This is a genomic window from Flavobacterium sp. GP15 (assembly GCF_014281985.1).
GTDB lineage: Bacteria > Bacteroidota > Bacteroidia > Flavobacteriales > Flavobacteriaceae > Flavobacterium > Flavobacterium pygoscelis.
This window is the reverse complement of sequence record NZ_JACFTC010000007.1, coordinates 165171-189924: the sequence shown is the minus strand read 5'-3', so window position 1 is coordinate 189924 and position 24754 is coordinate 165171. Positions and strand designations below refer to the sequence as shown.

At 29.6% G+C, this 24754-nt stretch carries 17 protein-coding genes; 3 read left to right on the top strand and 14 right to left on the bottom strand.

From position 1 onward, the window contains the following. Positions 1-105 precede the first annotated feature (105 nt). A complete protein-coding gene (locus H2650_RS13935; protein WP_188051430.1) occupies positions 106-4068 on the top strand; it encodes a hypothetical protein in 3963 nt (1320 codons plus the stop codon). A 40-nt stretch (positions 4069-4108) separates the two neighbouring features. Here the strand turns inward: H2650_RS13935 and H2650_RS13930 are convergent, their stop codons facing one another. Genes H2650_RS13930 through H2650_RS13915 form a run of 4 tightly spaced genes read right to left on the bottom strand, consistent with a single transcriptional unit; the run spans position 4109 to position 8871 of the window. Then, positions 4109-4765 (bottom strand): GNAT family N-acetyltransferase, encoded by a 657-nt coding sequence (locus H2650_RS13930; RefSeq protein WP_188051429.1) that lies wholly within the window; start codon positions 4763-4765, stop codon positions 4109-4111. 44 nt (positions 4766-4809) lie between these two features. Further along, entirely contained in the window at positions 4810-6723 is a 1914-nt protein-coding gene (locus H2650_RS13925; RefSeq protein ID WP_188051428.1) for a DUF262 domain-containing protein, read from the bottom strand. A gap of 4 nt (positions 6724-6727) precedes the next feature. Beyond that, positions 6728-7729 (bottom strand): hypothetical protein, encoded by a 1002-nt coding sequence (locus H2650_RS13920; RefSeq protein WP_188051427.1) that lies wholly within the window; start codon positions 7727-7729, stop codon positions 6728-6730. Then, positions 7726-8871 (bottom strand): AAA family ATPase, encoded by a 1146-nt coding sequence (locus H2650_RS13915; RefSeq protein WP_188051426.1) that lies wholly within the window; start codon positions 8869-8871, stop codon positions 7726-7728. The genes H2650_RS13920 and H2650_RS13915 overlap by 4 nt, the downstream gene beginning before the upstream one ends. 192 nt (positions 8872-9063) lie before the next feature. Here H2650_RS13915 and H2650_RS13910 point away from each other — a divergent pair, with 192 nt between their 5' ends. Further along, the gene (locus tag H2650_RS13910; RefSeq protein WP_188051425.1) at positions 9064-9345 is read left to right on the top strand and encodes a hypothetical protein; all 282 of its coding nucleotides are present in this window, start codon (positions 9064-9066) and stop codon (positions 9343-9345) included. A 754-nt stretch (positions 9346-10099) separates the two neighbouring features. On the opposite strand, the gene H2650_RS13905 is transcribed toward H2650_RS13910, so the two are convergent. From H2650_RS13905 to H2650_RS13885, 5 genes are all read right to left on the bottom strand, one after another. Then, on the bottom strand, positions 10100-13714 hold the full coding sequence (locus H2650_RS13905) for a BT4734/BF3469 family protein (RefSeq protein ID WP_188051424.1): 3615 nt from the start codon (positions 13712-13714) through the stop codon (positions 10100-10102). 390 nt (positions 13715-14104) lie between these two features. Further along, entirely contained in the window at positions 14105-14272 is a 168-nt protein-coding gene (locus H2650_RS13900) for a hypothetical protein (RefSeq protein WP_188051423.1), read from the bottom strand. Positions 14273-14431: 159 nt separating this feature from the next. Further along, positions 14432-14710: a helix-turn-helix domain-containing protein gene (locus tag H2650_RS13895; protein ID WP_188051422.1), complete on the bottom strand. Its 279-nt coding sequence runs from the start codon at positions 14708-14710 to the stop codon at positions 14432-14434. Positions 14711-14850: 140 nt separating this feature from the next. Beyond that, a complete protein-coding gene (locus H2650_RS13890; protein WP_188051421.1) occupies positions 14851-16239 on the bottom strand; it encodes a phage integrase SAM-like domain-containing protein in 1389 nt (462 codons plus the stop codon). A gap of 404 nt (positions 16240-16643) precedes the next feature. Continuing rightward, positions 16644-18407 carry a DUF885 family protein gene (locus H2650_RS13885; RefSeq protein ID WP_188051420.1) on the bottom strand — a complete coding sequence of 588 codons (1764 nt, stop codon included), beginning with the start codon at positions 18405-18407 and terminating at the stop codon, positions 16644-16646. 179 nt (positions 18408-18586) lie between these two features. Between H2650_RS13885 and H2650_RS13880 the strand changes: the two genes are divergently transcribed. Beyond that, complete coding sequence (locus H2650_RS13880; RefSeq protein ID WP_188051419.1) at positions 18587-20734, top strand: M3 family metallopeptidase; 2148 nt, start codon at positions 18587-18589, stop codon at positions 20732-20734. A gap of 83 nt (positions 20735-20817) precedes the next feature. On the opposite strand, the gene H2650_RS13875 is transcribed toward H2650_RS13880, so the two are convergent. The 5 genes from H2650_RS13875 to H2650_RS13855 all read right to left on the bottom strand — a co-directional run bounded on the left by H2650_RS13875 (position 20818) and on the right by H2650_RS13855 (position 24727). Beyond that, positions 20818-21180: a nuclear transport factor 2 family protein gene (locus tag H2650_RS13875; protein WP_188051418.1), complete on the bottom strand. Its 363-nt coding sequence runs from the start codon at positions 21178-21180 to the stop codon at positions 20818-20820. An 84-nt stretch (positions 21181-21264) separates the two neighbouring features. Further along, on the bottom strand, positions 21265-22173 hold the full coding sequence (locus H2650_RS13870) for a pseudouridine synthase (protein WP_188051417.1): 909 nt from the start codon (positions 22171-22173) through the stop codon (positions 21265-21267). A gap of 293 nt (positions 22174-22466) precedes the next feature. After that, entirely contained in the window at positions 22467-23393 is a 927-nt protein-coding gene (locus H2650_RS13865) for a geranylgeranylglycerol-phosphate geranylgeranyltransferase (protein WP_236023968.1), read from the bottom strand. A 149-nt stretch (positions 23394-23542) separates the two neighbouring features. Further along, positions 23543-24481 carry a mevalonate kinase gene (locus H2650_RS13860; protein ID WP_188051415.1) on the bottom strand — a complete coding sequence of 313 codons (939 nt, stop codon included), beginning with the start codon at positions 24479-24481 and terminating at the stop codon, positions 23543-23545. A 51-nt stretch (positions 24482-24532) separates the two neighbouring features. Beyond that, positions 24533-24727, bottom strand: a complete 195-nt coding sequence (locus tag H2650_RS13855; protein ID WP_188051414.1) for a hypothetical protein — start codon at positions 24725-24727, stop codon at positions 24533-24535. Between the last annotated feature and the right edge of the window lie 27 nt (positions 24728-24754).

The following is a 24754-nucleotide window of genomic DNA, read 5'->3' as shown; positions in this document are numbered from 1 at the left end:
TTAAGTAAAAACCTTAAACATTAATAAATTCGAGTAATGCAATTTTGAAAATGACACTTTAAGGATTACAAGGTTATTTTTCATTATTTTTGTAAAAAATTACTTATGAGTGCAATTTCAGCTTTAAAAGGCTACAGAACACAATTTCTATATTCTTTAAATAGGATACTAAATGAATATGAAAATGGTTTTATATATCAACCTGAAGGGAAATTTGAAGATTTAGATATTCTCTCTGAAGAAGGTAACTATATTGAAATTGTACAAATAAAAAACAAGACTGGTCAATTAGTTTTTAGTGATTTATTTTCTAAAGAAACTTCATTTTTTAAAAGAGCAGAGAAAGCAATTTTAAAAGACAGCAATACTAAAGTAAAACTTGTTTCCTATGGAGAAATAAGTAATGAATTAAAAGATAAAGAAATTTTATCAAAAAAACTTAGTAGCAAAGGTTTTAGAGATAATTCTATAAAAAGGATAATTGAAAATTTTACATTTGAGATTGTAGATGAAGACTCTTTAACTATTGAAGTTTTAGATTTACTAAAAAACACAAGTCTATTTTCCGACCCTAAAGTTGCATTAGAATTACTAATTTACTGGTTATATACGCTAGGTGAAAAAAGTAAGTCTATTCAAGCTAAAGAATTAATTATAAACCTTGAAAGGGTAGGGAAATTTATTGGAGAGCAAACTAGTTTTAATACTTCCTATAATAGCACAATAGTACCCTTAAGTACTAAATCAGTAGAATATGATAATTTGGAAACTTATAAATCAAACTTTTACTATGGGGTTTCAGCTAAATTTGAGCATATATTGTACAACTTAGACATAATCAGAGAAAATAAATTAGAATTAATTAAAAATGCTTTTATTGATAATAATATTGTCTTTATCCATGGTGCATCAGGACAAGGCAAAAGCACTTTGGCATATAGGTATTTAAAAGATTACACTAATGAAAATACCGTATACGAATTAAAAATATCTGAAAATTTAAAAGAAACATACGATACTATTAGTAGTTTAGAAGCACTTTCAAAAGGATTAAAGTTTCCAATTACTTTATATATTGATATTAAACCACAAAACACAAACTGGAATGAAGTTATAAAAGAATTATACGGAAAATTAAATTTAAAGTTTTTAGTTACTATTCGAGAGGAAGATTGGAATAGAGCTAATAATGTGGAGCAGTATTACAATTTTAAAGATATTGAACTAACTTTTGATAAATCGGAAGCTAAAATAATTTATGAAAATCTATCTCAATATAAAACTGATTTAAAATTCACAGATTTTGATGAATCATGGAATAGATTTGGAGAGAAAGGGTTATTACTAGAATATGTTTATTTAATAAATCAAGGAAATACCTTAAAAAGTAGGTTAACAGAACAAATTCAAAACATACGAAATAAGGTTATAGAGAAGAAAACAGACGAATTAGAAATTCTAAGATATGTTTGCTTATCCGACTCTTTCAATTCTACAATCAGCTTTAAAAGGATTGTGCAATATTTAAAAATTAAAGAACCTGTTAAATATATCCAAGATTTACAAAAAGAATATTTGTTAAAATATTCAGATAACAAAGAATACTTACTAGGACTCCACCCAATAAGATCCAAAATATTATGTGAGATTCTATTTGATGAAGACGAATACATTGATATTAATGATTATGTAAGTAACTCACTAGTACTATTAAATGAAGAAGATTTGCACAGTTTTTTATTGAGCTCATTTGACAATGGCTTTAATATCAAAACTTGTTTAAAAACTCTTAAAACCATAGAGTTTAAAACTTGGGCAGGATATAATAATGTCCTTAAAGCTCTTATTTGGAAAGGAACATATGATTTTATTTTTGAAAAAAACCTTAATGCTTTTAGCAGATTAAGAGAATTTTTAGGAGATGGATGGCTAATAGGACTGCCAATAAATTTTACAGATGTAATTGATGGAAATATTTATGATCATTTTAAGAGTTTATTTTCTGAAGAGAAAGGTCAAATTATTTTAGAAATACAAAAAGAATTTACAAATAAGGAAGATGTTTTTGAATACTGTTATTCTTGGCTTAAGGATAAAAATGAAATAAATCTAATCACTAGTACCAAAAATGAATTAAAATCGTTAGGAGAATTTCTCTTTTGGATAAACTATTTAAATGAAGGTGTCCAAATAAATTATATTGAAAAGGAAATTTTGCTTTTAATAGAAAATGAAAATAGTTTAGAAGAAGAGCTATGTCTTTTTATTTACGCATTGCAATTGAAGATAAATAATAATTTTACTTTTTTCGAGACGCTGAAAAATAAAGCTGTAGAATTGTTAAGGAAAAAATACAATATAGTTTTTTTGGAAGATTCAGAAGAGGATATTGACTCTAAATACTTCTACAATAACTTAAATATTAATGAAAAAGACTTTCAAAAAGAAACAGATTCCCTCGATGAAACCTCTGTTAAGATTGTTCAACTAATAAGATATATCTTTCCAAATAAGGAACAATATTCTACTAAAGGAATAGCAATAACAAATTATTTTGGTGTTGAGTTGCCTCATGATCCAACTGATAAAAACATTAATAGAAAATATTTACCTGTTCCTTTTTTAGCCAATATAAACTCCTTAATGATTAATTTATTTAATAACCATAATTTAAATTTATTCTGGACAAATTACATTAAGCAAGTTACTCAAAGACGAGCATTATATACAGAACTAACAGGTGTTTTAGTAAAATCTTTTTCTGAATATTTCAAAACAAATAATTATAAAGAATTTATTAATCCAATTGGAATTATTGAATCTAAAATATACAATCTAAGTAATATAGAAGTTCCAAGTACTCAATCATACAATAAGTGGGGGTATAAACAAGATATTCAACAAGGTTCTTTCTCAGATAGATACTCTTCATACAAAGATTATAAAAAAAAGTATTTTAATAGTATTGAAAATTTTCTGCGTCAAATAGGTCAAAATGTATTAAAAATATACACAAATCGAACTAAAATAGAACAAACTGATTACAATCCTAATATTGCTTTTTATAATATAAAAGAAGCTTTTAAAAACAACGTCTGGTTTAGAGAAGAGTATGAAAAATTCTTTTCTAAGTATGATGATGATTCAGCTCAGCACAAAAAATTAGTAGAAACTGAAATAAAAAATTTACAAGCTTTATTTTATTGTTGGAATAAATTTTATAATCAAAAAACTAAAATTGGTCATAACGTCTTTAAAGATTCAAATAATTTACTAATTAATGAAAAGAATAATTTAAATCTACGCTTTTTCACAGAGAAACAAAATATCCTAAAAAAATATGGATTATCATTTAACATTGAGTTAAATCAATATTTAGAAAAGAATCTTGTTATTACCTGTGAAGTTCCTGGAGAGTATTATTTAAATTCTTTAATTATAGCAAGAGAATTTGTAAAGAGTGTTTTACATACAACTAATTACTTCAGCATAAAAAAGACTTTTATAGAAATAAATGTACAGCATGTAATTTTTATACCGTTGTTAAATGGATTTCCTATTAATAGAAAAGCTATAGAAATTAACTTAACACATTTAGACCAAAATATTGATGAGGATTTTTATAAATATTTTAATTTTTCAAATAACATACCAAGTCCAATAATAGAATATTATAGTATTGAATTTTGGAATGAAAAACTGACTCTAATAAAGGATTATGAGGTAGTTATGGGGGATGTTTTTAATATTAATTATATTAACAATCAATTAGATAGCATAAAACAAAATTTATCTACTTCAGATACATTAGGAATTAGAATATTTGAAGATTATAATAATTCAGTAAATATATTCTTTGAAAATAGAATTCTTAATGATATAAGTTTATTGAGTAATATAGAAAGTTATATTGAAAACAATACACTAATTCCTGATACTTTATCTGTTTTACAAGATTATCGTAATAATTATAAAATTGATTCTAATGAATTAAAATCATTACAGGATGAACTAACTAATTATTACTATATATTTTCAGATAAAGTAATTTTAGAAAGGCTGGGTTAATTTTTTCAATCCTTTCCAAGTAATACCAGTTATTCTTAGTTTATAAAGAAACAAAATATTGAGACACTCTTTGAATCTCTTTTTGTGTATCTAAATTTAAAGTATCTAGCAAAGCTTTATAATCTGAATATGTTGATTCAAACTCTCTCAAGGCCAATCTTGCCATTGGCGATCTATACAACTCTTCCTCATTTACCGTAATAACATTTCCCAAATCATCAAAGTAATTAAAATACATCCCTACTTGTGTCTCCCATTGTTCTCCAATCATAAAACCGAACTTTTGATACATTGGCACTAAATCTACAAAACAACTAAGAGCTATTGAATCTGCATTATTCTTTAACACATTCATCATTAATCTCAAAACCCCTTGTTTTCTGTGATTTACGTTAACTACTGCACTAATAATCGAAACTTCTCTCGGATTATGAGTTGAAGTATGATATAAAATGTATCCGACTAAATTATTGTCATGTTCAGCCAGAATTAGGTAAGTAGATGAAAGTTCATTATTATTTAAACGACCTAAATAATGTTTCATTTTTAATTCCTCTCTAAAACTCATAAAGCCATACACAGGAGAGTTTCTTTTATAAACGTACAAGCTAATATCATTAGCATTGGCCTTGACTAGGTTAAGGATGTCAATTTCTTGTCTTTTTAAAATTTTATTAGGCTGTAATATATTGAACATATGTTGTTTTTATAAAGTGCGACACCAAAACTCTAATTATTTTATCAAATTATATCTGACACATTCCATCCAATTTTAGACATTTCGACAAAATAGTTCTCACTTAAAAAAAGTCGAATTTCATCTGAATAATCTAATATTCCGATATTATTTTTCACAAAACTAGATGGCATTTCACTTAAAACATCTTGTATTACTTGTTCATCCAAAAAGTATACAAGTTCATCAATATTGTCAAATGAATTAATGTATAGTGGGTCTTCGTTAGAATCATAAAAGACACAATCTTGTAGAGTATCCCATTCTAGCCTATTACAATGCCCTTTAATATATGAATCTGGAACACTATCCATAAAATAATAATCATTAATTTCAAAATAATCAATTCCTAATGATTTGACAAAATTTGATTCGAAATTAATTATTAAATTTTTTCTATGATAAATCATCTCGTCAATCCTATTATTAAGATATAATTCGATAATATTTCTATCAATTAAAAATCTATTTAAATCTTTTTCTTCAATGTTATTTGCAAAATAAAATAATATATCATCACGTTTATTAACAAAAGAAAAATTAAAATTGTTTTTATTAATAGGAATAGCCATTTCTGACTTTTTAACTTTATTAACTAAATACTTAAATTCAAAATCTTTAAATTGTTGATCATTAAAATTTTCTTCACTAAAGGTTAAATAATGTTTAATTAAAAATAAACATAAACACTTTGATCGCACACTACCATAAAGAATTTTTTCAGGAAATTCAAGTGTTTTAAATCGTTGTCTTTTGTCATCATTATAGATTGAATTTGATATATTACCTTTGGCAAAATCTTGAAATTGTTTAAAAGCAATTCTTTGCTTACTTAAAGAGTAAATTGAAAAATAATTTGCGTAAGAAGTTACCCAAAACCATCTTTTCAATTCTTGTAACTGAAAATGGTTAGGCGCACTGTTTAGTCTAAAAAATTCAGTAATAAAAATTAATTGTAGATTATATGGTAGGATTTTATTATCGAATACATTAACTTCTATATAAAGAAATTCAACAGCTTTTTCAATATTTTTAAAAGCTTCTTTTACTAATAAAGGGAAGTCTTTTCTTTTTGACAAAGTTTGTAGCTTTACATCAAAATAAATTTTACCTGTAGATGTTTCTATACAATGTAGTATAATATCAGCTGGTAGGTCTTGAAAATTATATTTTTCTAATTTTTCTTTTAACTCATTGATCTCATTATTAAATCTAAATTCATCTTCGACATATGTTAATGCATTTAGCATCCAAATTGGTGATATATCACTACCTTTAGAATTAACTCTATGAAAGATATCTACTGCATCTTCTATTTCACCACCTATTATTTCTACATATGGCACTTCATAATCTAATAGTTGATTTGCTAATTTTTTAGCACTATTAATATATTTAGAACTTATTTCTACATCTGAAATTTTAGATCTTAAATTTTCTGAAAAACTTAAAAATTCAAAAGTATCAATAAGTTTATAAAGAGGTATCTGAAAAATTTCTTCTTTGCTCCTTAATAATACAAACTCCTCTTCTTTTAAATCATAATGAATTATGTAATCATTAAAATTATCATCGACACCTTCTCCATAAGTAAAAGGATTAATAAGTGCTCCAAATAATGTTGAAATACGCTGAAAACCATCAAGAACATATGAGTAATTTGATGAGTTTGATTTAATTTCAAAAGGCCCTATTTTTGGAGTAAAATTAAAAACTAAATCTTGTGGTTTCCAAAACAATAAGCTTCCAATAGGAAACCCATTATTTAAACTGTCAAATAAATCCAATCTCTGATTTTTTTTCCAGACAAAATCTCTTTGAAAAATAGGAATTCTAATTCTTCCAGATTTAATATCTTCCAAAAGATTTATTAACCTACTTTTTTCTGGTTTGACGTATATTTTGCTTTTTAAACTCATTTTGCTAAAGTAAATGTTCTAACTTTTTAATAATTTCAATTATCTCTTCGGGGTCATCTTGCATTTCACAATTTTCTAAGAGATTTTCTCGAGAAATACTAGGGTGTTTAAATAATTGTGGGAGGACTTTTTTGGAAGAAAACCCATTTTTAAATGATTTATTAAATCCTACACGAAGCTGCTGTTCATCTACTACAGATAGGTCTGTATAAAGATTTTGAATATTTATATCTAATGTACTTAGTTTATTTCCATCAAATCCCTTTTCAAAATCATAAAATGATTGCTGAACATTGGTTAAATTTAAATAACTATTTACAATTTGATGATTATGAGGAAAACTAGCGAAAACTCCAACTGGCAAGTAGTTCTCTATTTCTCTTTTTTCAAGTACATGATGTTTTATATTTTTTTCGTCACAATAATCAATAATTGAAGCGTGAGTGTCACTCAAAATTTCACTAGGATACTTTTTATCACTATCAATTATTACAATTGCACGTAAATATTTTTCACTAGGTAATGTTTCGTGCCTAAATTTACGAAGTTCATTATTAATTTCTTTAATAAATTCATTTTTTCCTCCAACTCCGTGCAATGTAATCCATCTCTTCTTTAAGCCTTTTTTGATATCATCGCATTCTGTAAAGTTATTAAATATACATGAAAGAAATAATCCGTCACTTGTCGCATTTTCAACAAATATTATGGAATTATTTTGCAATAAAATATAAGCATCATAGACAGAGTAAATGTCTTTTGCTAAATCATTTTCGGTGTCAATTTTCAGATTGATTTTTCTTGCAGAAGAATAAATACTATTTTTAAATTCGACCTCACAGAATTCTCTGGTAGTTTTGCTTGTACTATTAGCCCATTTCGTTTCAGAAATATCTTCATTTAGAAATAAAATATGTTTTTCATCTTCAAAAAAAGCGAACATATGATTTAATTTTTGGAAATTGCTCTCTGTTCCAAACACATCAGAGTTTATATTTACAATCATTTGTTTTCAGTTTGAGCTTTTCTCAAAGCTTTTACTTCTTCGAAACTTTCTTTAAATATATCTTTTGGCCAATAATCTATTTCACCATTCTCATCTACATTAATTCTTTTTAAAAAACTACATTTATCATTCAAATCATATTCTACAGAATATATTACTAAATTATTTAAATCTAATCTTTTTTCAGCAACCATTCTCCTCAATCTTAAAATGAAATTTTCAGAATGTGTCTCAATTAAGAATCTATTTTTTGTCTCCTTAATCGATGTAACAAGTAGTTCGGCTAAATTTCCATGAGCCGCTGGATGAAGATGTAACTCAGGTTGTTCTATAATTACGAGTGATGGATTGGATTTCATATAAGCTTTAACAATTATTGGTAAAGCTTGACTCATTCCCTGTCCAACGTCAACAATATTTACTTCACTTTCACTTCCAAAATTGTCTTTTACAATTTTAACTTCATAATAGGGCTCATTCTTGACAACCTTCAATCTCCACCCATCAAAATTAGTAAAATACCATTCTCCTACTTCCTTAACTAAATCATCATCGTTGTTAAAACTATTTGCTAATATTTGATATGCATTTTCACCCTTATTACCTATTCTTTTAAACTCTGTTGTACCATGTAGATAAAAATTCCTTGGAGGATTTAATCGAAATGGACCTAAATAGTTCGTTTCAAATTTAAATTTAGTCTTTAAATCCGCCATACTTGTTGGTAATATACCTTCAAAAACTGTATCTTTAATTTTAGAAGAATCGATTTCTGTAACATTACCATCACTTGTTGAGTATTGCCATTTCGTAATTATTGGAGAATTATTTATAGGATCATTATTTATTTGAATGGTTATGGACTCATTCTCTGAGTTTTCAATTTTAAATTGAAGTTCTCCTTGAATATTTCTCGCATATAATAAATCTCTGAATTCAGCACCTAGCTCAATTCCTTTTATGGTATGAAGTATTGGGTTTTTACTTGTAGTTGAAAGTGACTCTTCGATAATTGTTGGCAATTTTGCAATAGCACTTTTACCAGAGCTATTTTTCCCAATAAGGACAGTCATAGGTTTAATATGAAGCTCATTCATGTTTTTAAACCCTTTGTAGCCTTGGAAAGTTATTTTTTCAATCATGGAAATAAAATTTTATCTGCTAAAGTAGTCAATTATTATTTTTTAAATTAAACACTAAAATTTAAATCATAAATTTGAAACAAATAAATTGTATGCTACAAACTCAATGTTCTACAAATTTAATGAACAGGGTTAATAAACTACATCTTCCTAAAACAAAACCACTACTTCCTCTATTTGAAATTGTAAGTAATGCTATTCATGCTATTGATGAAAAAAAGGAAAGTGAGTCCGAATGCAATCTGTTCGGAGTGGTCTATTTATGACAATTTATACTTTAAAATCAATGAATGGTTAAATATTATTAAAAAATCCAATACAGAAAATGTTTTAATTGGTTCATCAATTGGAGCAAACCTCATTTGTCAAATTAATAAACTATTAGAAAAATCTAATAGTTACCCTAAAACGATATTGTTAAACCCTTTGTTAAACCTTAGTCAAGTAATAAACAAGGAAATTGTGCCTTCTTAAATAGCAATGTACATTCGAGAAATTGATTCTTTACACAACTACCTATTGATCATTTCTGTCAAGGATGAGGTTTTAAATCATGAGCTGATCTTTCAAAAGGTTATAGAATCAAACCAACTCATTATTTCAAAAAACGACAATCATCAATTGCTTAATTTTTTTTTTAAAAAAAATATTTTTTATGAAATTGAGAATTATATCACTCTCCACATAAATACGTAACCCTTAAAATATACACTACTTAAAAATTCGAATAATGAATCGATTATATTGATTTTCCACATTATTATTTCGGGTTCTTATTTAAGTGTTTTTGTTCTGGTTAAAATTTGATTATTTTTTTGAGAGATCTATTGCGTTTTGGTGATAGCAGGTGTATTCATATTGGTTAATGTTGGTTTTGAACATGCTGTGCACGATAGATTCAAGTTGTACCCATATAATACTCTAAGAAAAATTAGTTTATAGGGGGCCAAACTTGAATCTATCGTGCACAGCAATTTCACATTACCTCTATTTTACGATAACCCCTTGTCAAACAACATAAATGAATATTTTTTTACATACATGTTAACACTTATTTTTGTTAAAATAGATAACCAAAAAACACGAAACTATTATACACATTAATAAGTCATTTATGTTTTCAAGTTTAATCCAACTTAATTAAACTATAAATTATTTTTAAGATTAATACTAAGCCAAAACTGCTCTTATAGATTGGTTCGTAATGTGTCGGCAGTGGTTTTAAAGTTTACAACTCCACTTTAAAATACATCGTTTCTTGTCTTCCATTGATACGCACTCTTTTTTTATTAACCCACTTAAATTGTTTCATGAAAGCAGAGATTTCCTTTCCATTATCTAACCCTGTCATTTTCTTTAGTTCACTGATGAGTAAACCTTCCTGTTTTTTCATTTTGGTTTCAATTTCATTGATTATTTCCTCTCCCACATAATCAAAACTAATTCTTTTCTTTTTAACTACCTTAAACTCTTCCAATTTATGAAACACACCATTTTCACTTGTTTCCAATTTAAACAACGAACAAACAGCGCTATTAACATCACTTTTTATTTGCTCGTAATCTGATATTGGAATAAAAACACTTCTGTTTTCCTTTGTTTTAATAGTGCCAAAAATGTCAAGAATTTTATTAAATCTTTCCATTTCACTTTTTTGTGTTTTTTCATCTAACTCAAAGAAATCATTCACCAAATAAAGTGATGTCATCTCTCTCTTCCATTTCAATATTTTATCCTCACTATATGATTGATCAAACCAAAAATCATGAACAGACTTAATGAAAGAAACAACAATATCTTTACTATCCTTGCAAAATTGATAGAACTTAATTTTATTTTCTAAAACGGGTTCCGATTTTAGTATTTCATTTCCTGATTTTTCGTCGCAACATATCATTTCGTTTCTTATGAACTCTTCACAGGATTTCAGGTCAAAAAATTTAAATAAATATCTTTTAACGAATTTAATATGATCAAAATTTGGACAAGTAACAGTTTTTGATTCCTGTTCAATTTTTAGTTCCTCACCTATTTCATATTTCCAACCCTTAAACGATATCCCTGCAAATGGTAATAGGTTTTCAAAATACTCTTTTAACCTTAAATTCTTTCCTAAAATGACTTTACAGAATTTTTTCTTAAAATCTTTCTCAACTTTTTCGTCATCAGTCAATAAATTACCTTCGATTAATTTTGGTTGATAGTTTAAACGCAGCAACCCCCCACACAGATTACAAAGATTTTTTTCATGTTTTTTTAAACCTATTTCATATTTTTTTAATTTATAATACATTTTTGAATATGTATAGCGTTGGTTTTCTAATTTATTTTGTTTCAGAACTCCATAATCAAATACAAAATCATCGTTCCAAGCCTCCATTTCCTCTCCGCTTTTACCGAAATTTTCGATGTTTTTGGAATTAAAGAATGCTTTTTTCTTATTTTTATAATCGGTTTCATCAAATTCATATTCATAAGGCTTATTAATATCCCCATCGAAATCCATTTCGTTTCCTCTTGCATCAATGGTTTGAACAAACAAATAGGTGTCAACATCAACTTTCCTGAATCTTGAAATATATTGTTCGATGTAAGCAGAAATTTCATTTTCGGAAAACAAAACACTAACTTTTTTATCTGTGTTATTAAAATCTAAACCACAACCTGCACTTTTTGTCCCGAAAATTACCTTTATGTTCTCAGGAATTAAACTTTTTTCATCAATAAATTTTACATTCGCTGTTTCAGATTGATTTTTAGAATAAATCATGTAATCGCAACAACCTATGAACTCCATCAATGTATTTATGTAAGGTTCGCCTAAATTACATGGAATAAACACCAATGAATTTTCATCGAATAATATTTCTTGTAATTTTTTAATGAATGTATTAAAGGTGTGTTTCATATCACGACACAAAACAAGGTTGATTGGTTTATTCTTTTTTGGTAAAAATCTAGTTAATTTTACAGTCTCTTCACCAAGGAGTTGTTGTTCCCCGCATGGAGTACCCGTCATTAATATCAAACTTGCATGAGGTATAATTTCGTGTTGCAGTTTATAGGCTGGGTTTTGTAAATACTCTCCGTAGTTTAATAAATTGCTCATTAATTTACCAGTACATTTCAATCTATAATTTGATAAGGTTAATTCGTGAGATTCGTCAATAAAAATGTAATCAAAGTTGGAAGCAATCGATTTGATGTTATGAATATAAGAAAGTTGATCAAAAGTTGAAACAATACTATGCCCATTTCCGTTTAGTTTTTTAGAATCTAGTTCCGTCTTAATTCCCGCTTTGCCATAACAGAATTTAAAATCATCTTTATATGTAATATCGTTTTCGAATTTATTTCTAATAATTGCTATCGTTGGAACAGCAACCAAAACCCTATGTGTTTTTGCTAGTTGCTTAATCATCTCAGTCTTACCCTTACCTGCGGGAACTTGCCAAAGATGTATTTGTTTTTTCTTTGCAATAACTTTTAATTCAGTAATATAATGTCCCAAATATTCATCCTCATTTAATTGAATTCCTTTATTTAAATTATTGAAATCAGAAATTTTTTTGTTTAAAAGTTTTAATACGCTAGAGTCGTTTTGGTTTGTTGCACGTTGTGTTTTGTTGTTGGTAATAATTTCAACTTTCTTTTCTTGTTTCAATATCCCGCATTGTTTTAAGAATTTTTCAACAGTTTCACTAGGTAGATGATTATTTTTGATAGCACTAGTCCAATAAGAGTCTAAACCTTCGCTAGGAAATTTTCTAAGAATGTGTCTATACAAATCATATCCTTTGTTTCCAAAATGGTAACTAATTGTATTTGCTAAAGGAAAGGATCTCATATAGGAATTACCTTTTTCATATTCGTAACAACATAGAGAAGAGGGGTTAATATCATCTGTGACGTTCGACGTAAAAGTGGATTCTCGTTTGTACTCCTTAACATCTTCCTGTTTAGTCCATATTTTAGCTTCATCATTTAAGTATAAAGTAGGGTCATAATTGAAGAAACAAACACGTGTGATATCATTCCCCGATGGATCTAATAAAACACGGTTTTTTAATGTTTTACTATCCGCAATTAAACAATGTTTAAGATTGCCAAATTGTGAATTCCAATATTTCTGGATTGAATTGAAATAGTTTTTGTGGGTTGTTAAAGTTTTTTCTGTCAATTCGTGTGTGTATTCAGGAATTCTGACTAAAGCCTTAACACCTTCAAATGATGGAGAATACCAGCATGCATAAGTATATTGGTTTAGCGTCACATATTCTTTGAATTCAGCGACATATCTAACATCAATATCATCAAAATCTAAGATAACAAAACCTGATACTCCAATGATAGATTGACTATTTCTATACGAAAAATTAGCACTTATACAAAACCCATATAGTGATTTTTTCACACCACCTTTCTTCTTCCCATTAGCGCCCATTGATCCAGAATAAGATTCTTTATCAAATGCAGGAATGATATTTAATTGTGTTTCGTCAATTTCTGTCTCCTCGATACCAAAAATATCACCATAATCTTTAGCAAATTGATTTTTAATTTTTTGCTCACATAATGTTACGTAACGCCTACGCTCCGAATTGATTTGAATTAGAGAATCTATACCCTTGTTAAATGTTGCGTAGTACTTTAATTCATTGTGAGCCTCATTGTAACCATAAAGGCTCACAACTTCTATGTCTGATTTGATTAATCTAAGAATATCTTCTACTGTAACATCTTCGGGCTTTGTTCCCCATGAGTTTTCAAAAACTGAAACTTTTTTGTGTAGTGGATTAATGATTTTAATAGGAGTGAAATCTTTAGTAGTGGGAATAGCCATAATATTTTGTTTTAAGAAGAAAGTGGTAATTCTCTTCACCACCAAAAGCCGTACATTTTTGCACAGCCTTGGTCTTGGTTACCACACCTTTTTAAAACAAAATATTATGTAGAAATACTAATCCTTCTACATTCTTATATATTAAATTAAATGATTTTTATTTTAGATTTTTTTTCTATTGACGAACAGGCAATTAAAGATATATCAGGAAATTACTTTCCAAATTTTAACGTTTTATGATATGTAAGTTTTAAGTAGGGTGAGAAACCGAATTCACTACGCTAATCATTAAATAAATTAAAGCTACCTCAACATCTTTCCTTAAATAATAAACTCTTGAAACTAATCCAAAAGATTTTAGTCTTTCTGAACAAGTCCAGTTAGTATATTTTAAGTATTAACTCCGAAAAGTTCTACAAGCAGTTTCCTACTAAGGTATTCTAAGGGTTTAGCTAGGTTGATATTTTTAAAGAAAATGTCTAAAACTACTCTTACTTGCGTTATAATTTTGTTCTTAAAATCTTGCAGTGAAGTTTCTACAAATTGTGTTTTTTTCATGCATATATTTTTGAAAACTATAACATATATACTTTTAATTCGTCAATCTTAGGTTGAACGCATGAACACAAACAGTAAAAAACGACATGGATATTTTCTAAAATATTTTTTTATTGCCTAGACTAAAGGTGTAATCTAGACAATACTTAATAATAGAAGTTAATGGTTTAATGGAACTAAAGAAGCCTCAATATCTGAACGTAAAAAATAAACACGTGACCCTAAACCGAGTGGCTTGAGTTTTCCGTTCTTACACCAATTGTGAACGGTAGAAATATCCACATTAAATAGATCACTTACTTGCTTTCGAGTGAGGTATTCTGCTGGTTGTACAGGTTTAAAATGTTTTAGGAACTCATCTAGAATCACCTTTACATCCGCAGTGATTTCTTGTTTTAATTTTTCTGGGCTAGTTGCCAGAAACTGAATTTGTGCCATAACTAAGAAGTTTTAAGATTACTTCTAGCTTTATTTATATTTGTGTTCAACGTTACATTGTAATTGAATTATGTCAAGAAAACAAGAAAAATAATTCCCATGTATTTATCAATGTTATGTTGAAAAAAAATAACAACAGTTCAACTATCTGTGCCGTCTTTTATTAATTTTAGTTGAGGTTGTTTGTCTTTATGTAAATCACTGTAGAACTTCATAAATAAATCGGCATTACTATCTTTGTCTTCCCTTTGGTTTATGTAGGTTAAAAACAAACTTTCTTTTGAATGTCCAGTTATTCCGATTAATATTGCTGTAGGAACCTTTTTGTAATAGTTTGTTGCAAAGGAACGTCTAAAGCAATGACTTGCTATTAATTCATATTTTGGATAGTCACCTAACTCTTTTCTATTAGTCTCAATATTCAATTTTGTACCTTTAACTATAGTAATAATCCCCGCTAATTTGCAAACGACTTTTACATAAGCATTGAATTTTTGATGTGGCACTTCTGTTGGAAAATGATTTTCGATTATGTCTACAACATGGGGAGCAACAATACCTATTGTTACGCTTTTATTTGTTTTCTGTTGGATTATGTCAATGTAAATGGTTGTTCCTTTATATCTAATATTCTCGTTAGTGATCTTTAATAAGTCTCCACCACGTTGACCGATCTCGCAACCTATCAAGATCCAGTTTCGAGCGTTGTTTAAAGCTTCTGGCGTGATAGAAATACCTTTTGTAAGCTTAGGGTTTGAGACCTTAAATTCTTTGAGCTGTTCTGCATCTGACAAATCCACATTTTTGATTTGATCCAGTTCAACAAAAGATAAAGTTTGTATATATCTATCGGTTTCACTTTCTCGAAAGTGTTGAATTATTTTCGAGTATGGTGCTACTGGTATTTCGTGTTTCTCTGCATCAATACAAACCGTCTTCAAAATCTCTAATTGTTTGCCTGCATAGTTTGTAGAATAGTTTTTTTCATTAATTAGCCAATTCGTGAACTTTTCAACAATAGGCTTTGTAACCTCAACAAACTGAATTTGCTTTTTTATTTTGCTTTGGTATTCTAAAATTATGTTTCTGAATAGTGTATAGTTTTTTATTGTACTGGTACTTAGTCCTATTTTAAAACCTCCATTGATTTTTACTTTGCGAGTATTTGCATTATCAATTATATACTGAATATGGCTGACCAACAAACCTGTCTCGCTTTTTATTACACGATTAAAACATTCGTTAATTTTGGCATCAAGCCAAAAACTATCAATTATAACACTCTCTCCCATATCTGTATTAATCCCCTCAAAAAGGAATGATTCCAATTTTTTAAGGTTATTAAAGATTACTTTGTTTTCAGTATTGTTTTGCTTTGGACGACTTGTCGTTTCGCTCCAGTCTTTCGGGTTAATTGAGAACCCAGTATTTAATTCTAAATCTTGTTTCCCTCGACCTAAAATAACTCTTACTTTTATTGATACGTTTTTGTTTGCTTTACTTCGTAATCTAAATTTAATAGATGCCATAATTGTACTTATATGTTTAAACCAAATTCAAAGATATTTAATTTAATTGTATCTTTTTCAAAATTGCCCGACATTTGCCCGACATTTGTGCTATTTAATTACATTTTATTCCACTTCGTTCTATTAGTATCTTTTCTCAGATAGCATCCTTAATAGTTGATATTATTGGGTTTTTTTCTTGTTTGGTCTGGTTTTCAGAAGATATCAAAAAACATCTAATTGAATACCTTGGCGTGTAGGTTCGAGTCCTATTATCCGCACAAAAAGTCCAAACGAAAGTTTGGACTTTTTTTGTGGGAATAAGTGAAAGTTTGGTATTAATCTCTTTTTATAACTCCAATTGTCTAAATAAAAAAAGCTTTCACTGTAGCGAAAGCTTTTTTTATGTCTATTATTTTATAATTCTATTTACCCTCAATCCACGCGTTTATTTTATTTTCTAATAAAGCCAATGGCATTACTCCAGATTCTAACACTTTTTCATGAAACTTCTTAATGTCAAAGTTTTTGCCCATTTTAGCTTCCGCTTTTTTACGCAATTCGATGATTTTTAATTGACCTATTTTATATGACAAAGCTTGTCCAGGAATAGCCATATAGCGCTCAATTTCTGGAATGATACTCGCTTCACTCTCCGCTTCGTTTGCAAGAGAGTATTTAATTGCTTGTTCTCTTGTCCATCCTTTAGAATGTAAACCAGTATCAACTACTAAACGAATCGCTCGGTGCATTTCATTACTCAACATTCCGAAATATTGATAAGGATCTTGATAGAGTCCAAGTTCTTTACCTAAACTTTCGGTGTATAATGCCCAGCCTTCTCCATAAGCACCAAACCAGTTGAATTTTCTAAAGTCTGGTAGGCTTTCATTTTCTTGTTGCAAAGAGATTTGAAAGTGATGTCCAGGAATAGCTTCGTGCAAAAATAAATCTTCGTCGCCATAAATATTATAATTCTTTACATCAGGAATGGGTACATAAAAAATACCAGGACGCGAGCCGTCAGCTGTTCCTTGATTGTATTCAGCACTAGCTGTTTTTTCTCTAAAGGCTTCTGTTCTTCTGATTTCGAATTTTGTTTTTGGCTGTAGCGAAAATAATTTATCTACATTTGGTTTGATTCGATCATAAATACTTTGAAAATTAGCAATTACCTGTTCTGGTTCTGTGAATGGTTTGAGTTCTTTTTTATTTCTAACCTCTTCAAAAAACGCAAGTAAAGTACCTTTAAAACCAACTTGGTTTTTTACTTTTTCCATTTCTGCATTCAATCGAGCCACTTCTTTTAAACCCAATTCATGAATTTCTTCTGGACTCATTTCAGTAGTTGTCCATTGTTTGACATAGATTTTATATAAATCTTTTCCAAAAGGCAAACTTCCTATTCCGCTCGTTGCTCGCGATGCAGGGAGATATTCTTTCCTTAGGAAATCAGCCATTTTTTTGTACTGAGGAATTAACTTATTATTGATAGTTTGCGTATATTTTGCTGTCAGATCCTCTTTCATGCTATCCGGAAATGAAGCGGGCATTAATTTAATCGAAGAGTAGAATAAATTGTCTTCTATTGCTGGAGTCGCCATTTCTGAAAATTGTGGAATCAATTTCTGAGTTAATGCTCGTGGCAAAACTACTCCTTTGCTGATTCCTTTTTTCATATAAACCATAGCAGAGTCTATCCAAACCGCATACTGATCCATTCTCTTTAAGAAATTGGTATAGTCTTTTTCAGTTTTAAAGGGTTGTGCGCTAGTTCCTCCTGCAAATTGTCCCATGGTTAAATGTGTTCCCCAAAATTGATGAACCGGCAACAGATTAGTAGGTTGTTTCAATAATTCTTTACCTATTTCAACTTCCCACTTAATGATTTGGTAGCTATTCTTTTCTTCCTCGTTTAAGTCATCGATGGCTATTTGTTGTAGTGCGTTCTGGTATTTATTAAAAAAAGCGGTTTGCAGTTTTCGATATCCATCAGTCATCTCAAATTGCAGTTTGTCGTTGTATTCGTTTTGACCATTCTGAGTGGCAGATAAAGGGTCTAGTGCACTTTTATCGTCAAAATAATTCTTAGTTAGCGTAGCAAAATCTTGCTTTTTTTCTTCCGACTTACAATTTACAAGTAGAAATGAGGTGATGAAGGCAATAAAAATCGTGGTTGTTTTTTTCATGATTTATGTATGTTGATAGAATTAGCTAATTTATTCTTTTTTTTAAGTATAAATGTAAGAATAGGTGGCAGACTTAAAAAAATAGCTTTTGTTTTTCTTAAAATTTAGTTAATCCATCTGCGTTACTTCCATTTCAAATCCATTTCATTTATGTTTACGAACTTAATTAATTTACCAAAATGAGAAAAAAATCACTTTTTATTCTACTAGTTATCGGAAATATGTTAACTGTCGAAGCCCAAGAAAAAAAAGAAGAGAAAGGAAAAAATCCTTTTTTTCAACCGTATAACACTCCTTTTAATGTTCCCCCGTTTGATTTGATCAAAAATGAACATTTTAAACCTGCAATTTTAGAAGGAATTAAAGAGCATGATACAGAAATTAAAGCAATTGCAAATTCAACTGCTGCACCAAGTTTTGATAATACAATCCTTGCTATGGAAAATGCGGGCAAATTATTATCCAATGTAAATGCAGTTTTTTCAAATTTAAATTCGGCGAACACCAATAAAGAAATACAAAATATTGCTAAGGAAGTTGCACCAAATTTATCTGCTCATAGAGATAATATTTATTTGAATGAGAAATTATTTGCCAGAGTGAAAGCGCTTTGGGACAAAAAAGAAACGCTAGGCTTAAATTTAGAGCAGGCCAAAATTCTTGATAACTCCTATAAAAATTTCATCCGAAGTGGTGCGAATCTCTCAGATTCAGATAAAGGTGTATTAAGGAAAATTAATGGCGATCTTTCTTTATTAAGTCTGAAATATGGCCAAAATTTATTAGCAGAAACTAATAAATATGAATTAGTAATTACAGACAAAAAAGATTTAAAAGGCTTGCCTCAAGGCTTAATTGACGCCGCTGCAACTGATGCCAAAAACAAAGGGAAAGAAGGTAAATGGGTATTTACACTTTCTAATTCTAGTGTGATGCCCTTTTTACAATATAGTGCTAATAGAAAATTGCGTCAAGAGATCTGGAATGCCTATCAAACTAGAGCGAATCACGATGATGAAACTGACAACAAAGAAAATGTTGTGCAACTGGCTAACTTGCGCGGACAGCGAGCGCGTTTGTTAGGTTTTAAATCGCACTCAGATTATGTGTTAGAAGAATCTATGGCAAAAACACCTGAAAATGTAAATAAGCTATTGAATGATTTGTGGAAGCCAGCTCTAGAAATCGCAAAACAAGAAGCGATAGATATCAAAAACATGATGGCTAAAGACGGAATAAAAGGAGCTGTTCAGCCTTATGACTGGAGATATTATACCGAGAAAATTAGAAAGCAACGTTTTGATTTAGACGAGGAGGAGTTAAAACCTTACTTTAGTTTAGAAAATGTAAGAAACGGTGTTTTTCAAGTAACTCAAAAATTATACGGTGTTACTTTTACAGAGCTCAATAATGTTCCTAAATATCACGAAGATGCTTCAGTTTGGGAAGTAAAAGAAGCTGATGGAAGTCATATTGGAATTATTTATATGGATTTTCATCCTCGTGATTCTAAACGTGGTGGTGCTTGGATGACCTCTTATAGAACGCAAGAAACGGTTAATGGAAAAAGACTAGCGCCAGTGGTATCCATTGTGTGTAATTTTACTAAACCTTCAGGTACAGCGCCTGCTTTATTGACTTTTGATGAGGTTACTACCTTTTTTCATGAATTTGGACATGCTTTACACGGACTACTTTCTAATGTGACCTATAAAAGCCTTGCAGGAACTAGCGTTCCAAGAGATTTTGTTGAATTGCCGTCTCAAATTATGGAGAATTGGGCAGCTGAAACAGAAGTCTTAAAAATGTATGCAAAGCATTATAAAACGGGAGAAGTAATACCAGAAAGCTTAATCAACAAACTTAAAAATGCAGGGACTTTTGATCAAGGTTTTACAACAACAGAGTATTTAGCCGCTTCGCTATTAGATTTAGAATACCACTCACAAACAAAGGATATCATTCTTGATGCAAATGCGTTTGAGAAAGCAGCAATGAAAAAAATTGGTTTGATAGATGCTATTATCCCTAGATACCGAAGTACGTATTTTAATCATGTTTTTGCTGGCGGATATTCTTCGGGTTATTACAGTTATATCTGGTCTGGAGTTTTAGATACAGATGCATTTGAAGTGTTTAAAACAACTAATTTGTTTAATCCAGAGAAAGCAAAATCATTTCGCGAGAATGTTTTAGAAAAAGGAGGCACAGAAGATCCTATGGTTTTATACAAGCGTTTTAGAGGTGCTGAGCCAAGTATAGAACCTTTGTTAAGAAAGCGTGGATTAGATAAAAAAGAAACAACTTTAAAAAAGTTAAAAGGATAAACTAAAATCTATTTTATAACAAAGAACCCTACATCAAAATAAAAATGAGGTAGGGTTTTTTGTTTTTAGTGCTAAACCAATACTTATCCGTGATAAACTCTAGATGAAGTTATTTTATCGTCTCTTATGTCTAGTACTTCAGCCACTAGCATATCTTCTTGATCATCAACCGTTCTTATGTACTCCATAAATACTCGGTCTCCGTTTGCGGTAAGTGTTTTTACTTTGTAATTTAAACTTGGTAATCGATCAAAAGCATCTTGCCACCATTCTCTTAGTTGTTGTTTTCCAGTAACAAATCCGTTTGTTTCGGGTTTTAATATTTTTAGTTTTGGACTAAAATGTACTGCATCTTCATCGTATAAAGACAATAATTTTTCTAATTCTTTATTGTTAAAAGTCTCAAACCATTTAAAAGCAATCGACTGTAATTTTTCAGGTGTCATATAATTGAGGGGTGCGTTTAAATAAAAAATCCCATACCGTATAGAACGGAAGGGATTTTTGTTTAGTATAAATTAAAGTACGTATTAAACGTTCTTCAAATTGATGATTTCTTGATCAGTAAGTAATCTCCAGTTACCTCTTGGTAAATTTTTCTTCGTTAATCCAGCAAAAGCCACACGGTCGATTCTTAAAACATCATAATCAAAATGTTCAAAAATACTACGAACTACTTTTACATTAGAAGAGCGCAGTTGTAAACCAATTTCACTTTTCGCTTCTCCATCAATATAACTCACATCTTCAACAAAAACGCGGTGTCCATCAAGTGTCAAGCCTTTATTTATCTTTTCTAAATCTTCAAATTTCAAGTTTTTATCTAGGGAAACTTGGTATATTTTAGATGATTTCTGGCTAGGTAAAGTAAACTTACGAATCATATCGGTATCGTTAGTAAACAATAACAAACCGGTTGTATTTTTGTCCATTCTTCCTATAGCACCAATTTTTGCTGTAGTAGAACCTTTTACTAATTCTAATACATTACGATATTCTTGACCTTCGTCCATCGCAGTTGTAAAGTTTTTTGGCTTGTTCAACAAGATATAAACTTTCTTCTCTGGTGTCAATGTAGCACCGTCAAAATTAACAACATCACCAGGTTTTACCATATATCCCATTTCGGTAACCGGAATTCCGTTTACTTTTACAGTACCAGACGTGATGTAAATATCTGCATCACGACGCGAACAAGCCCCAGAATTAGCTATATATTTGTTCAAACGAATTTCGTCTTTTACTTTTGGTCTCTTTGCCGCTTGGTTTGGCTTTTTCTCTACTTTATCAGAAACAACTTCTGCAACTTTAGTAACGGTTTTAACTTTTTTTGGCCCTTGTGCCCTTTTTTGCATCGCAGGTTTTGGCTTGTTAGAACTTGGTCTTGAACTAGTTGCTCTTGGACCACTTCCTTTATTATTGCCTTGCTTATTATTCATAATATTCCTTAATTTGCGCAAAGGTAGTATTTATATAATTGATAATCAATAGTTGAGGACTATAAATAGGTAACTATCTAGCTAATAAGTCACTTAATTGTTTGAGTTTCTTTTTCTGGAGCTATTTCCCGCTTTTCACTGTATCTTTTATAATATTTTCCTTTCCGCCTTCAAAAGGCTAAAAGCCAAATATTATAAAAGGATGCCGTTGCAATCGGGGCTAGGCGAGTATCCTAATTAGCTATTCTTGTAATAATAGATTTAGCAGTATCTAAAATCTATTTTTAGTTTTTTTAAATAGTCAGCAGCATTCTTTTCCCATGCCATAATACCGTTGGATCTATCAAAACAATACAAAATACACCTGCCACAATTAAAAATTTGAGCACGTTGTGTAGAAATAAAAATTGCCCTTTTCGGTTTGCTTTCCAAAGGTATAACAAAAAGAAAATCAATATGATAAGGCAGGAATAAAAATAAATATCCATAAAGCCAACATCGGATATTTCTATTAAAACATAAACAGGAATAATTATTAAAACTGTCAATGTTGTTATGATTTGTTTGGAGATCATCTCACCATAAACAATAGGTATGGTTTTATAACCATTCGCTAAATCTCCTTTTAAGTTTTCTAAATCTTTAATCATTTCACGAATAAGAAGCAGGATAAAAAGAAAAGTTGCGTGCGAAAAGATCACTCCCAATTGTCTTTTGTAATTGTCAATATCTTCAAACGGAATGCGTGTGTAGAAGTAAAGCAAAATAGCAAAAAAAGGTAAAACCGCTAACAAAGCAGCTGTAAGATTTCCAATTAATGGGTATTTTTTTATTTTATGAGAATAAAACCAAATAAAAAATATATAGCCAGAGAAGAATAAAAATACGCGCCAGGAAACAAATAGAGCCATCAAGGCTACAATAAAATTAAGAGTAAAATAAACGCTTAATTTTGTTTTCTGACTGACCAATCGATCCAACATTGATTTGTTAGGACGATTGATTAAATCCTTTTGGCTGTCGTAAAAATTATTAATAATGTAACCCGAAGCGATCGTTAGTGAGGAAGCGAAAACCAGTATAAACAAATTGAAATCCAACAAAATATCTAAAGCTCTTTTCTCGGGAGCGAGTATAAATACGGCAGATAAATACTGCGCTAAAATAATTATTGGAATGTTATACCCTCTAACTACAGAGAACAAACTTGCAATTTTCATTATAAGAAGTTTGTGCTTTCTGTTCATTGAAACATCTGGTTAGCCACAAAGGCACAAAGGCTCTAAGTATTTTTTATTAGTAATTAAACAACAATTATTTCGATATTTATTTTAATTTTCTCCTCGTGGATGTACTATTAAAAATAATTTTAAAATTGGTAAACTACTTCTAATTTATAATCGATCAATGACAGTCTTGCTTTTTCTAAATCTTCTGTAAAACCTAGAATATAACCACCTCCGCCAGAACCACATAATTTTAAATAGTAGTCATTGCTATCAATTCCTTTTTGCCAAATTCCGTGAAACTGCTCTGGAATCATAGGTTTAAAATTATTCAAAACTACTTTCGATAATTTTTTGGTGTTCATGAACAAAGATTTCATATCACCACCCAAGAAATTTTCTACGCAAGCATCAGTGTGTTTTACAAACTGATTTTTCAACATAGCACGGAAGCCTTTATCTTTTAAGTTTTCCATAAAAATATTAACCATTGGAGCGGTTTCGCCCACAATTCCTGAGTCTAACAAGAAAACAGCACCTTTTCCGTCAAAACTTTGAGTTGGAATTCCTGTTGCTTCAATATTATCTTTAGAATTAATTAATATAGGAATACTTAAATAACTATTTAAAGGATCTAAACCGGAACTTTTCCCGTGGAAAAAACTTTCCATTTGAGAAAATATATTTTTTAATTGTAACAGTTTCTCGCGAGTTAAATTCTCTAAAACTGTAATTTTATTTTGAGCATATTTGTCATAAATAGCAGCAACAAGAGCGCCACTACTTCCTACACCATATCCTTGCGGAATGCTAGAATCAAAATACATTCCCGTTTCGACATCTTCATTTAAAGTAATTAAGTCAAAATTGACTAAATTAGGTTGTTCCTTTTGTAGGTTTTGCAAATACACCACAAAACGTTTCAGATGTCCATTCGATTTTATCGCTTCCTCAGATGGGTTTTCCTCTTTTTTCAAAGCGCCATTGTAGAAGTTATAAGGAATTGACAATCCCTTTGAGTCACGGATGATTCCGTATTCGCCAAAGAGTAATATTTTAGAATAAAATAAAGGTCCTTTCATATGAGGTAGGTAATTAGCAATTTGGGATTGTTAATCTGATTTTATATATTTTTAAAAATCAGCAGTATCAGCTTGATTTTCTTTTTGTATTTCGTTATTTATTACCGCTTGTTCCTCTGGCGATAATTTCTCCCAAGCTTCTTGCTTGTCTTTTTCAAAAATCGTTTTTATGGCATCAATTATCGCTTTGTCATTAGTCGCTAACAAAAGCTGTATCAATTCTATTTTTTCTGACTGAATATCCATAATCTAACTATTAGAAAATAAAGGTAT